We start from the raw sequence: 13,248 nt of genomic DNA, 5'->3' as shown, positions 1-13,248 counted from the left end.
TCTTTGTTGGGAGGAGAAACCGACATGAAACTTTCGCTTACCACCACCGCGCTTGCCCTCGTGTTCGGCCTTGCCGCGCCCGCCCTTGCCGATATCAAGATCGGCGCCACCATTTCCGAAACCGGCCCCGCCTCCTTCCTCGGCGATCCGGAAGCGAAAACGCTGAAGATGCTGGTCGAGGAGATCAATGCGGCCGGCGGCGTCAACGGCGAGAAGCTGGAACTCGTCATTTATGACGACGGTGGTGACCCGAACAAGGCGCGCACCTTCGCGACCCGCCTCGTCGAGGACGACGAAGTGGTCGCGGTGATCGGCGGCACGACGACCGGCACCTCCATGGCCATCATCCCGGTTTTCGAGGATGCCGAAGTGCCCTTCATCTCGCTCGCCGGCGCCATCGAGATCATCGATCCGGTCAAACCCTATACCTTCAAGACGCCGCACACTGACCGCATGGCCTGCGCGAAAATCTTCGAAGACATGAAGAAGGCCGGCATCAGCAAGATCGGCATGATCTCCGGCTCCGACGGTTTTGGCGCCTCGATGCACAAGCAGTGCCTCGCGATCATCGGCGACTACGGCATCGAGGTTCTGGCTGACGAGACCTATGGCCCGACCGATGCCGACATGACGCCGCAGCTCACCAACATCAAGGGCAAGGAGGGCATCCAGGCCGTGCTGAACCCGGGCTTCGGCCAGGGTCCGGCGATCGTGACGCGCAACTATGCGCAGCTCGCCGTCGGCCTGCCGCTCTACCAGTCGCATGGCGTGGCCTCCGATGGTTTCATCGAGCTTGCCGGGGCCGAGGCCGCGGAAGGCGTGCGCCTGCCGGGCACCGCGCTGCTCGTCGCCGGCCTGCTGCCGGAAAGCGACCCGCAGCGCGCCGTGGTCGTCGCCTATAAGGAAGCCTATGAGAAGGCGACCGGCAAGCCGGTCTCGACCTTCGGCGGTTATGCCCATGATGCGCTGCGCATCCTCGTCGATGCGATCAAGCGGGCGGGCAGCACCGAGCCGTCGGCGATCCGCGATGCGATCGAGGGCACGTCCGGCCTCGTCGGCACGACGGGCACGGTGACCATGTCGGCGGAGGATCACCTCGGCCTCGATCTCTCGGCCTTCCGCATGCTGCAGATCGAAAAGGGCGGCTGGAAGATCGTCGAATAATCCTCTCGTGCCGCCGGCCTGTACGATGGTGCGGCCGGCGGAACCATCGCGCGGACCGCGGAGGCATCCATGCCCGAACTCCTGCAATTCCTTCTGTCCGGGATCACGGTCGGCGCGGTCTATGCGCTGGTCGCCCTCGGCTTTACGATCATCTACAACGCCTCCGACGTCGTGAACTTCGCCCAGGGCGAGTTCGTCATGCTCGGCGGCATGATCACCTTTTTCGCGCATGCTGCCGGCCTGCCGCTGCCGCTTGCGGCACTCATCGCCATCATCGTGACAGCGGGCATCGGCGTGGCGCTCAACAAGCTCGCCATCGAGCCCGCGCGTGGCGCGCCGGTCGTCTCGCTGATCATCATCACCATCGGCGCTTCCATCTTCATCCGCGGCGCGACGCAGCTCGTCTTCGACAAGCAGATCCATCGCTTCCCGGCCTTTTCCGGCGATCAGCCCATCCTCATCGGTGGCGCGACCATCCTGCCGCAGAGCCTCTGGGTCATTGCCGGCGCGCTCGCCGTCTTCGTCTGTCTCTGGCTGTTCTTCACACGCACGCTCATCGGCCGCGCTGTGCTGGCGACGGCCAACAATCGCGTCGCCGCCCAACTCGTCGGCATCAACACCAATTATGTGATGACGCTCTCCTTCGCCATGTCCGCCGCCATCGGGGCGCTCGCCGGCGTGCTGGTGACGCCGATCACGCTGACGAGCTATGATGTCGGCCTCGCGCTGGCGCTGAAGGGGTTTGCCGCCGCCATGCTCGGCGGCATGGGCAACCCGAAGGGCGCGCTTGTCGGCGGGCTGCTGCTCGGCATTCTTGAGGCGATGACAGCCGGCTATATCAGCTCGCAATACAAGGATGCGGCCGCGTTCGTCGTCATTCTCGCGGTGCTCTTCGCCATGCCGCAGGGCCTGTTTGGCCGCAAGTCGACGGATCGGGTGTGACCATGCGGCTCTCCAGCAAGGCAACCACGCTCCTCATCCTCGCAGCGGTCATCGCGATCGCGCCGGTGTTCTTTCCGTCGTCCTATTATTTCCGTGTCGGCTCGCTGATCTTCGTCAACGGTCTGGCGGTGACGGGCCTCGTTATCCTCATCGGCTATGCCGGCCAGATCAGCCTCGGCCATGCCGGTTTCGCCGGCATCGGCGCCTATGCCTGCGCGCTGGCGCCGGTTCATCTCGGCCTGCATCCCGCACTTGCGGCGGTGCTCGGCGCGCTTCTCTCCGCCGCCATCGCCTTCCTGGTCGGCCGGCCGATCCTGCGGCTCAAGGGCTATTATCTCGCCGTGGCCAGCCTCGGCTTCGGCATCCTCGTTTCCATGGTGCTCTCGAACGAGGCGCAGTTGACCGGCGGGCCGGATGGCATGGCTGTGCCGGAACTGGGCCTGCGCGCCGTGCTGAAGGCCATCGGCATCGACCTGTCGAACACCGAATTCTGGTATGCCTTCTCCGGCCTCGTGCTGGTGATCGGCGCCTGGCTGGCGCTCAATCTCTACCACAGCCCAACCGGCCGGGCGCTGCGTGCGCTGCACGGCTCCGAGGTCGCCGCCCGCACGGTTGGTGTCGATGTCGCGCATTACAAGCTCGTCGCCTTCGTCATCTCGGCAGTCTATGCCTCCGTATCCGGCTCGCTCCTTGCGTTGCAGAACAAGTTCATCACGCCGGATGTCGCGGGCTTCATGCACTCGATCGAGATGGTCACCATGGCGGTGCTTGGGGGCGCCGGCTCGGTGCTCGGCGCCATCCTGGGTGCGGCGATCCTCACCACGCTGCCGCAGGTGCTGACGGTCTTCCAGGAGTACGAACAGCTCATGCTCGGCCTCGTCATGATGCTCGTCATGATCTTCATGCGCGAGGGCCTGTTGCCCTCCATCGCGCGCCGCATCCGGGGGAGGGCAGAATGAGCCTGCTTCAGATCGAAGGTTTGGGCATCGATTTCGGCGGCCTGCGTGCCGTTCACGATGTCGGTTTCTCCCTGAAACCCGGCGAGATCGTCTCCGTCATCGGCCCGAACGGCGCCGGCAAGACGACGCTGTTCAACATGATCTCCGGCGTCTACGCCCCGGCGCGCGGCCGTGTCGTGCTGGATGGCGAGGATGTCACCCGCATGCCGCCGCATCTGCTGGCGCGTCGCGGCCTGTCGCGCACCTTCCAGAATTTGCAGATCTTCCAGTCGATGAGCGTGCTCGAAAACGCCGTCGCCGGCCATCACCTGCATGAGCGTGGCTCGGTTTTTGCCGATCTCTTCTCGCTGCCGGCCGCGCGCCGCCGCAGCAGGGCATCGGAGGACAGCGCCCGCGCTCTGCTCGACCGCGTCGGCCTCGGCCGCGCCGCCGAGCAGGAGGCGGGCTCGCTCTCCTACGGCGCTCTGAAGCGGTTGGAAATCGCCCGCGCGCTGGCGCTGAAGCCGCGCGTGCTGCTGCTCGATGAGCCCGCCGCCGGCTGCAATGCCGTCGAGACGGAGGAGATCGATCATCTCATTGCCAAGGTCGCGGCAGAGGGCGTGTCGATCCTGCTGGTGGAGCACGACATGAAGATGGTCATGCGCATTTCCAACCATATCGTGGTGCTCGATCACGGGGAAAAAATCGCAGAGGGCGAGCCCGAGGCGATCTCGCGCAATCCGCGCGTCATCGAAGCCTATCTCGGCGCCCAGGCGACGGAGGTCCAGAATGCTGACGGTTGAGGGACTGCGTTCACGCTACGGCCGCATCGAGGTGCTGCACGGCATCGATCTCGACGTCGCCTCCGGCGAGATCGTCACGGTGGTTGGCGCGAACGGTGCCGGCAAGACGACACTGCTGAAATGCCTCTCCGGCATCCAGCCGGTGTCGTCGGGCTCCATCGTCTTCCGCGGCGAGGCGCTGACGACCGTGCCGGCGCATGCCCGCGTGCGCCGCGGCCTCGCCCAGTCGCCGGAGGGTCGGCAGATCTTCACCAACCTGACGGTGGAGGAAAATCTCCGGCTTGGCGCCTACCTCTTCGCCGATGACAAGGTGGAGCGCGACATGCAGGACGCCTTCGCGATGTTCCCGATCCTCAAGGAGAAGCGGAACCTTGCGGCGGGCGGCCTTTCCGGCGGGCAGCAGCAGATGCTGGCAATCGCCCGCGCGCTGATGGCGCGCCCCTCCTGCCTACTGCTCGACGAGCCGAGCATGGGCCTCGCCCCCATCCTTGTCGCGCAGATCTTCGACGTGGTGAAGAGCCTGAAGGCGCTCGACGTCACCGTGCTTCTCGTCGAGCAGAACGCTTTTGGCGCGCTTTCGGTCGCTGATCGGGGCTATGTCATGGAGACGGGGCGCATCACCATGGCCGGCCCGGCCGCTGCACTCATAGCGGACGAACGCATCCGCGCCGCTTACCTGGGAATATGACACCATGACCGTCACCATCGTCCGCGAAAACGCCATCGCCGTCGTCACCGTCGATAACCCGCCCGTCAACGCCCTGTCGCAGGCGCTGCGGCAGGCGCTGGTGGAGGCGGTTGCAGAGCTGGATGCGGACGCGACGGTCAAGGCCGTCGTGCTGATCTGCGCCGGCCGCACCTTCATTGCCGGGGCGGATGTCAGCGAATTCGGCAAGCCGCCGCAGCCGCCGCATCTGCCGGATGTAGTGGCGCGCATCGAGGCGGCGAAAAAGCCCTGGGTCGCGGCGATCCATGGCAGCGCGCTTGGCGGCGGGCTGGAAGTGGCTCTCGGCTGCGCCTATCGCGTGGCGGTCGCCTCCGCCAGCCTCGGCCTGCCGGAAGTCAAGCTCGGCATCATTCCTGGTGCCGGTGGCACGGTGCGCCTGCCGCGGCTGATCGGCCCCGCAGCGGCCGTCGATCTGGTGACGAGTGGCAGCTCGGTCGGCGCCAAGAAGGCCGAAGGGCTCGGCGTCATCGATGCGGTTCTTGACGGCGATCTCATGCCCGGCGCGATCGCCTTCGCCGGCGACGTAGCGGAAAAATCCTTGCCGCAGCCGATCTCCAGCCGCGACGTGCCGGCAGTCGATGCGGGCTTCTGGGAAAGCGCGGAAAAGGCGGTCGCCGCCAAGGCCAGGCGCGAGATCGCGCCGCTCAGGGCGCTCGCATCGTTGCACAAGGCGAGCGAAACGGATTTTGCCGGTGCCATGGCCTTCGAGCGCGAGACTTTTCTGGAGTTGCGCGGCTCCGAACAGGCGGCGGCGCTGCGCCATGTCTTCTTCGCCGAGCGTGCCGCGCCGCGCCCGCCGGAGCTTGCCGGGGTCACGCCGCGCGATATCCGCTCCGCGGCGATCATCGGTGGCGGGACGATGGGCGCGGGCATCGCAGCCGCGCTGCGCGATGCCGGCCTGCCGGTGGTTCTCATCGAGCGTGATGCGGCGGCGGTCGAGCGCGGGCTTGCCAATGTGCGGGCCATCTACGAGGGGTCGGTGAAGCGCGGGCGCATGACGCAGGCGCTTGCCGACGAGCGCATGGCCGGCGTCACCGGTGGCGATGACTATGGCCTGCTGGCCGATACGGATCTCGTCATCGAAGCCGTCTTCGAGGACCTTGCCGTCAAGCGCGCCGTCTTCGAAAAACTCTCGTCGGTCTGCCGGCCGGATGCGGTGCTGGCCACAAACACCTCCTATCTCGATCCGAACGCAATCAGCGAAGGCGTAAGCCATCCCGAACGCTTCCTCGGCCTGCATTTCTTCAGCCCGGCACATATCATGAAGCTGCTGGAGATCGTGCCGACGGAAACGACTGCGCCGGACGTTCTGGCAACCGGTTTCGCGCTCGCCCGGCTCCTGGGAAAAATCCCCGTCCGCGCCGGCATCTGCGATGGTTTTATCGGCAACCGTATTCTGAAGGTCACACGCGCGCAGGCCGAGCGGCTGCTGCTCTCCGGCGCGACGCCGTCCGCGATCGACGCCGCCATGCGCGCCTTCGGCCTGCCGATGGGCCCGTTCGAGGCGCAGGATCTCGGTGGCCTCGACATCGCCGCCTTCCAGCGCAAGGCCGCCCGCGCACGCGGTGAAACGCCCTTCGCGCCCGTTGCCGATCGGCTTTGCGCCATCGAGCGTTTCGGCCAGAAAACCGGGGGCGGCTGGTACGACTATCAGCAGAGCGACCGCGCGCCAAAACCGTCGGAAGCGGTGGCGGCGATTATCGCCGAAGAGGCGGCGGGCCGCCCGCAGCAAGTGTGGAACGAGGCTGATATCGCCGACGCCATCCTGCTGCCGATGGTCAACGAGGCGACGCGCATTCTGGAAGAGCGCGTGGCGCTGCGCTCCGCCGATATCGATCTCGTGAAAATCCACGGCTACGGTTTTTCGCGCTACCGCGGCGGGCCGATGCATTATGCCGAAGCGCGTGGGCTTTCCGAGGTTGTGGTGCTGCTCGACCGGCTTGCTTCGGATGGCCTTGCCGATCCGCCATGCGCAGGCCTGCGCCGGGCGGCGGAAGCGGGCGGTTTTTCGGGGCTTGCTGGCTAGAGAACGATAGGCAAGCGCTGCGGACTGTGATGAGATAGTTTGGGAGTGTGGGCATTCTGCTGGAGCCGGGGAGGGCGCGATGCAGTCGCTGATGACGCCGGGACACAAGCCGGTGGCGGTGGAAATTCTGGAGGCCGAGATCCGCCGGGTCTGCGGCTCGTTCGACCTGGAGCCGATGCGTCGGGGCGGTGTCGTCAACGGCGATGTCACCACGCGGCGCGTCGGGCCGTTCGATACGGCGATCGTGGCGCTCGATGCCTCCGAGGTCGCGCGTAACACCCGCTCCATCCGGCAGGATCCCGGCGAATATTTCTTCCTGCTAGTGCAGGATGCCGGCCAATGTCGCGTCGAGCAGGGCGATCATGTCGCGGAGCTCTCACCCGGCGACATGTTCCTCGTCGATTCCGTCAAACCCTCGACCTTCCTCTATCGTGGCGAGCGTTCGAACCAGGTGTCGCTGCACATTCCGCGCGACGAGATGGTGCACCGCTTCGGCAATGCCTGCACCGGCGGGCTTTCGATTTCGCGTGACGATCCGCTCTGGCTCGCCATGCGCGCCGTCATCGCCAAGATGCTGATGGAGGAGGGCGCGCAGGCGCAGCTTGGCGAGGCCTTCCTCTGCCTGATGGGCGCCTACCTGCATTCGACGCGCGTGATGGGCGCCGCCAGCCCGGCCGAGACGCTGCTGTCACGGGCGCTTGCGATGATCGATCGCCACCGTGCTGATCCGGCTTTTGGCCCGCGCGAACTGGCCTCACGCCTCAACGTGCCGGAGCGCACCTTGCAGCGGCACTTCCGGCCGCTCGGCGAGACGCCCGGGCACCGGCTGCTGAACCGCCGGCTGGAGCTTGCCCATGCGCGGCTTTCTACCCGCAAGGGGGATCAGCCTGCGGAAGGCGTCACGGCCGTCGCCTTCGATTGCGGCTTCAACGACCTGTCCTATTTCTACCGCGAATTCCGCAAGAAATATGGCACGACGCCGGGTGCGGTCGCGCGCTGCCATTGACGCTTTTGTCCAAAAGGCGGGACGGCACCGTCCAAGTCTGACGCCCCGCCAACGCCTATTCTCTGCCACCAGATGTGCCCGCCGGAGGTGGGCCGTTCCTTGGAGGAGGCGGAAATGATGGAATTCAAGGCAACGATTGGCGGCAAGCCGGCCAGTGTCGGCTCGGACTTTGCCGTGCTGAACCCGGCGACGGGCGAAGAAGTCGGCCGCGCGCCGAACATGGGCGGAGCGGAGCTCGATGCCGCCGTCGCCGTCGCCAAGGCGGCGTTCGTGACGTGGTCGGCGCAGAGCGACGAGGCCTTGCAGGCCGCCTGCGCCGCCGTGACGGCGAAGATCGAGGAGCATGCAGCGGAACTTGCCGAGATCGTTACGCTGGAGCAGGGCAAGCCGCTGAACGGGCTCGGCTCGCGCTGGGAGATCGGCGGCGCCGTCGCCTGGGCGGGTTTCACGACCGGGCTCTCGATGCCGGTCAAGGTGTTGCAGGACAACGAGCAGGGCCGGATCGAACTCACGCGCAAGCCGCTCGGCGTCGTCGGCTCCATCACGCCGTGGAATTTCCCGGTGATGATTGCCGTCTGGCACATTCTTCCGGCGCTGCGCACCGGCAATACGGTCGTCGTGAAACCCTCGCCCTATACGCCGCTTTCGACGCTGCGCCTCGTCGAGATCATGAACGAGGTGCTGCCGCCGGGTGTCGTCAATGTGGTGACCGGTGACGACAAGGCGTTCAATCTCGGCGGTGCCATGTCGGCGCATCCGGATATCCGCAAGATCGTCTTCACCGGCTCCTGCGCCACGGGGCAGAAGGTCATGCAGTCCGCCGCCGAGACCATGAAGCGGCTGACGCTCGAACTCGGCGGCAACGATGCCGGCATCGTGCTGCCGGATGCCGATCCGCAGCAGATCGCCGAGGGCCTGTTCTGGGGCGCCTTCATCAACAACGGCCAGACCTGCGCGGCGATGAAGCGGCTCTATGTACACGACTCGATTCATGACGCCGTCTGCGATGCGCTCGTCGCCTATGCGAAGGCGATCCCGGTCGGCAACGGCATGGAGGAGGCAAGCATTTTGGGGCCGATCCAGAACCGTATGCAGTTCGACAAGGTTTCGCGCCTCGTCGCGGATGCCAAGGGGCGCGGCAAGGTGCTGCTCGGTGGCGAGCCGGGCGAGGACCTGTTCTTCCCGCCCACCATCGTTTCCGGCCTTCGCAACGGCGATGCGCTGGTCGACGAGGAGCAGTTCGGCCCGGCGCTGCCGATCATCCGCTACTCCGATGTTGAGGAGGCGATCCGGCTTGCCAATGACAGCCCGAACGGGCTCGGCGGCTCCGTCTGGTCCTCGGATATTGCGGCGGCGAAGAAGGTCGCGAGCCGGCTCGCCTGCGGCTCCGTCTGGATCAACAAACACGGCGCCATCCAGCCGAATGCGCCCTTCGGCGGCGTGAAGGCCTCCGGCATCGGCGTCGAGTTCGCCGAAGAGGGGCTTGCCGAATACACCGATATCCAGGTGGTCTTCGCCTGACAGAACCAAGCAAGAAGAGGGAACGATCATGAGACTTTTCAAACACCTGGCCTCGACGGCGCTGGCGCTCGGCCTTGCCGCCGGTGCCGCGGCCGCGCATCCGCTCGACGGGCTGACGGCCGAGGAATACCAGAAGATCAACCAGATCCTGCGCGGTGAGAAGGTCGCGGACGACAACACGCTCTATCCGCTGATCGAGCTGAAGGAGCCCGCTAAGGCCGACGTGCTGGCGTGGAAGGAAGGCGATAGCCTCGATCGCAAGGCGACGGTCTATTTCACCAGCGCCGAGGGGTTCAGCGAGGCGGTCGTCAACATCACCAAGGGCACGGTCGAGAGCAACGCCAAGACGGCCGGCCAGCCGATGGTGCTTTTCACCGAGTTCATGAATGCGCTGGAAGGCGCGCTCGGCCATCCGGACATGGTGGCGGGGCTTGCCAAGCGCGGCCTGAAGCCGGAACAGGCCTTCTGCCTGCCGCTGACCGGCGGCAACTTCTTCACGGAGGAATACCAGAATTCCCGCCTGATGAAGGTGCCGTGTTACCAGGTGCCGGAAGGCTCCAACTTTTATGCCAAGCCGGTCGAAGGCCTCTTCGCCGTCTACGATATCGGCAAGAAGGAAGTGCTGCGCGTTATCGATACCGGCGTCGTGGAAGGGCCGAAGGATGGCTGGGGTTATACGGAGGAGGAGGTCGCCAAGCGCCTGCCGCTGCGTCCGGAAACCAAGCCGGTCAAGCTCGTGCAGGAAGGCGGCCCGAACTACAAGATCGATGGCAGCCATATCGAATGGGACATGTGGCGCTTCAACTTCCGTGTCGACAAGCGCCCGGGTCTCGTCGTCTCCAATCTCGATGTCAACGATGCCGGCACCTGGCGCTCGGTCATCTACCAGGCGCATCTGTCCGAAGTCTTCGTGCCCTATATGGACCCGACGGAAGGCTGGTACTGGCGCACCTACATGGACAGCGGGGAATATGGTTTCGGCCTGTTCCTGAGCCCCTTGCGCGCCGGTATCGACTGCCCGTCGCACGCGACCTTCCTGCCGGCGACGATTGCCGACGACAAGGGCGCGCCGCTCGTCATTCCCGATGCGATCTGCGTCTTCGAGCGCAATATCGGCGACCCGGCCTGGCGCCATTTCGAAGTGTTTGCGCAGACGCCGGAAAACCCGGTGCCGGCGGAAGGGCGGCCTGCGACGGAACTCGTCGTGCGCACGGCCTCGGAAGTCGGCAATTATGACTACCTGATCGACTACCGCCTGCAGCAGAACGGCCAGGTCAACATCTATGTCGGCGCCACCGGCCTTGACGCGGTGAAGGGCGTTGCCTCCACCTCGATGAAGGACCCGACGGCGAAGGCGGACACAGCCTATGGCACGCTGATCGCGCCGAACCTCGTCGCCGCCAACCACGACCACTACTTCAACTTCCGCATCGACTTCGACGTCGACCAGCCGATCAACCATTTTTCCACGATGGACATCGTGCCAGCCAAGCTCGACGCGTCGAGCCCGCGCAAGTCGATGTGGACGGTCGAGCACAAGATGCCGATGACGGAGCTGGAGGCGCGCTACAAGCTCTCGTCCTCGCAGCCGCGCTACTTCCACATCTCCGACCCGTCGCGTGAAGGCTATCTCGGCCATGAGCCGGGCTACATGATCCACCATGGCGACGTGTCCTACGGCCCGTTCGATTTCGAGAACGACCCGCCGATGAAGCGCAATGCCTATATCGAATATTCGGTGTGGAACACGGTCTACGACCCGGAACAGCGTTATGCCGGCGGCAAGTTCGCCATGCAGAGCGATGGCTCGGATACGCTCGCCGAATGGGTGAAAAAGGACCAGAGCCTGATGGGCAAGGATATCGTCACCTGGTTCTCCGCCGGCTTCCACCATATCCCGCGCATGGAGGACTGGCCGGTCATGTCGACGGAGTGGAAGACCGTGCACATCATGCCGCACAACTTCTTCGCCCATAACCCGGCGCTGACGATCAGGAAGTAGAGACGGGCCGCCCCTCACAAATGTAAAAAGCCCGGGAGCGATCCCGGGCCTTTTTCATTCCACCGGTTGCATGTCCCCGAACACCGTCGGAATCAGCTCCGCCACCGTCGGGTGGATATGCACCGCGTGGGTGATCGTCGTGTAGGGCTTGCCCGCATACATCACGTCCAGGATGCTCTGCACCGCTTCGTCGCAGCCCGTGCCGAGGAGGGAGGCGCCGAGGATTTCCTTCGTTTCGGCATCGGCGATCACCTTCATGAAACCGAGCGTTTCGCCCTTTTCCTTGGCACGGCCCACCCGTGTCATCGGGCGGGTGCCGATCAGCAGTTTGCGGCCGGTCTTGCGTGCCTCCGTCTCGCTCATGCCGGCGCGGCCGAGGGGCGGGTCGATGTAGAGCGCGTAGGTCTGGATGCGGTCCGAGACCTTGCGCGGCTCGTTGTCGAGCAGGTTGGCGGCGACGATTTCGAAGTCGTTATAGGCGGTGTGGGTGAAGGCGCCGCGGCCGTTGCAGTCGCCCATGGCGAAGACGCCCGGCACGTTGGTTTCCAGCCGCTCGTCGACGGAAATATAGCCGCGCTTGTCCACCGTCACACCCGCCTTGTCGAGGCCGAGGTCGTCGGTGTTCGGCCGCCGGCCGGTGGCAAGCAGGATGTGCGAGCCAACGATCTCCGGCGGGCCGGCCGTACAATCGACGCCCACCCCGACGCCGTCCTGCTGCCGGAAGAAGCGGATGCATTCCGCCCCGGTGCGGATATGGATGCCCTCGCGCTCAAGGATGTCGCGCACGGCGGCGCTGACGTCCTCGTCCTCGCGGGCGATCAGCCGTGGCCCTTTCTCGACCACCGTGACCTCCGAGCCGAAACGGCGGAACATCTGGGCGAATTCCAGCCCGATGTAGCTGCCGCCGATGACGACCAGGTGTTTCGGCACCTCGGCCAGGTCCATCATCGACACGTTATCGAGATAGGGCACGTCACCGACGCCCGGGAAATCCGGCACGACGGCCCGGCCTCCGACATTGAGGAAGACCTGTTTCGCCGACAGCAACTCGTCGCCGACGCGGATCTCGGTCGGGCTTTCGAAACGCGCATGGCCGCGGATGAAGGTGAGGCCCTGCATGCCCATCAGCCAGTCCTCGTTGCCCTTGCGGGCATCGAAGCGCACCTTATCCTTGCGGGCCATGACCTTGGAAAAGTCGATCGAGATATCCCCCGTCACCACGCCATAGTCGGCGCCGCGGCGGGCGAGATGGGCGGCATAGGCGCTGGCGACCATGGCCTTGGTCGGCATGCAGCCTGTGTTGACGCAGGTGCCGCCGACGAGTTTTCGCTCGATCAGCGCGACCGTCTTGCCGGCGGCCGTCAGCCGGCCGGCGAGTGACGGGCCGGCTTGGCCCGCTCCGATGATGATGGCGTCGAACGTTTGCATCAGACGACCGACGAGACGACGAACAGACCGAGCAGCACGGCGACGGCGTCTTCCAAGAGCGCGATCGGCAGGTCCCTGCCGCCGGTGGCAGCCACGAGGCGCTGGCGAGCTTCCGCGCCGCCGAGCGTGCCGATGACTGCGCCGATGACGCCGGCAACCAGACCGCCGATCAGCGCGCCGCCGGCCGTGCCGATGACCGCGCCGCAGAAGGCACCGCTGACGATGCGTGCGCCGAATTGCTGCGGCACCTTGCGGCTCGGCGTGCTCGACAACTGGTCGGTGACAAACTCGACGAGCGCCAGGATGCCGAAGATATAGGGCGTGAAGCGATAGCCCATGAAGGCCGCCCAGGTGCCGGAAACCGGCAGCCAGCCGAGTGCGGCGCCGATGCTGACGGCGGCGGGTGCCGTAATCGCCCGAAGCCCCGCCACCACGCCGATCAGCAAGGCAAGAATATAGATGCTCATGTGTCCCCTCATGAAATCTGCGCCGGACATCGGCCCGGGACGTTTCCCCGGCAAGGTGATGAAATGCTGTCTTTGAAAATGGGAGCGGGCCTTCGCGAAGAGTGTCGGATGCGACCGGCAATTGCAACGCGTTTCTGTTGCCAAAACCGTTCTCTTCGCACAATCTTGAAAGCGCTTTGAACGCGGCAACAAACGTCGTGCAAAGTCCCGCTGGCGCGGTCTAT

At 65.4% G+C, this 13,248-nt stretch carries 11 protein-coding genes; 9 read left to right on the top strand and 2 right to left on the bottom strand.

Annotation, left to right across the window (positions count from 1 at the left end; translation table 11 throughout):
- Nucleotides 1-24 precede the first annotated feature (24 nt).
- The 9 genes from J2Y63_RS12920 (at nt 25) to J2Y63_RS12880 (ending at nt 11,129) form a co-directional block, all read left to right on the top strand.
- The gene (locus tag J2Y63_RS12920) at nt 25-1,164 is read left to right on the top strand and encodes an ABC transporter substrate-binding protein (protein WP_435266389.1); all 1,140 of its coding nucleotides are present in this window, start codon (nt 25-27) and stop codon (nt 1,162-1,164) included.
- A gap of 69 nt (nt 1,165-1,233) precedes the next feature.
- The gene (locus J2Y63_RS12915) at nt 1,234-2,106 is read left to right on the top strand and encodes a branched-chain amino acid ABC transporter permease (RefSeq protein WP_256119879.1); all 873 of its coding nucleotides are present in this window, start codon (nt 1,234-1,236) and stop codon (nt 2,104-2,106) included.
- Nucleotides 2,107-2,108: 2 nt separating this feature from the next.
- Nucleotides 2,109-3,065, top strand: a complete 957-nt coding sequence (locus J2Y63_RS12910) for a branched-chain amino acid ABC transporter permease (protein WP_435266388.1) — start codon at nt 2,109-2,111, stop codon at nt 3,063-3,065.
- Nucleotides 3,062-3,847 (top strand): ABC transporter ATP-binding protein, encoded by a 786-nt coding sequence (locus J2Y63_RS12905; RefSeq protein WP_435266387.1) that lies wholly within the window; start codon nt 3,062-3,064, stop codon nt 3,845-3,847. The genes J2Y63_RS12910 and J2Y63_RS12905 overlap by 4 nt, the downstream gene beginning before the upstream one ends.
- A complete protein-coding gene (locus J2Y63_RS12900) occupies nt 3,834-4,535 on the top strand; it encodes an ABC transporter ATP-binding protein (protein WP_435266386.1) in 702 nt (233 codons plus the stop codon). Before J2Y63_RS12905 ends, J2Y63_RS12900 begins: the two co-directional genes overlap by 14 nt.
- 4 nt (nt 4,536-4,539) lie before the next feature.
- Nucleotides 4,540-6,600, top strand: coding sequence for a 3-hydroxyacyl-CoA dehydrogenase NAD-binding domain-containing protein (locus J2Y63_RS12895; RefSeq protein ID WP_435266385.1), 2,061 nt, complete (start codon nt 4,540-4,542; stop codon nt 6,598-6,600).
- A gap of 79 nt (nt 6,601-6,679) precedes the next feature.
- Nucleotides 6,680-7,606, top strand: a complete 927-nt coding sequence (locus J2Y63_RS12890; protein WP_256119871.1) for a helix-turn-helix domain-containing protein — start codon at nt 6,680-6,682, stop codon at nt 7,604-7,606.
- Nucleotides 7,607-7,720: 114 nt separating this feature from the next.
- Complete coding sequence (locus J2Y63_RS12885) at nt 7,721-9,127, top strand: aldehyde dehydrogenase family protein (protein ID WP_435266384.1); 1,407 nt, start codon at nt 7,721-7,723, stop codon at nt 9,125-9,127.
- Between the two features lie 28 nt (nt 9,128-9,155).
- Nucleotides 9,156-11,129, top strand: coding sequence for a tyramine oxidase (locus J2Y63_RS12880; protein WP_435266383.1), 1,974 nt, complete (start codon nt 9,156-9,158; stop codon nt 11,127-11,129).
- A gap of 54 nt (nt 11,130-11,183) precedes the next feature.
- Here J2Y63_RS12880 and J2Y63_RS12875 read toward each other — a convergent pair whose 3' ends face one another.
- Together J2Y63_RS12875 and J2Y63_RS12870 are read right to left on the bottom strand one after the other, a co-directional pair.
- Nucleotides 11,184-12,560, bottom strand: coding sequence for an FAD-containing oxidoreductase (locus J2Y63_RS12875; protein ID WP_435266570.1), 1,377 nt, complete (start codon nt 12,558-12,560; stop codon nt 11,184-11,186).
- The gene (locus tag J2Y63_RS12870) at nt 12,557-13,024 is read right to left on the bottom strand and encodes a DUF4126 domain-containing protein (protein ID WP_435266382.1); all 468 of its coding nucleotides are present in this window, start codon (nt 13,022-13,024) and stop codon (nt 12,557-12,559) included. Before J2Y63_RS12870 ends, J2Y63_RS12875 begins: the two co-directional genes overlap by 4 nt.
- Between the last annotated feature and the right edge of the window lie 224 nt (nt 13,025-13,248).

This window comes from Shinella sp. BE166 (genome assembly GCF_051201095.1).
GTDB lineage: Bacteria > Pseudomonadota > Alphaproteobacteria > Rhizobiales > Rhizobiaceae > Shinella > Shinella lacus.
This window is presented reverse-complemented; position numbering and strand designations above follow the sequence as displayed.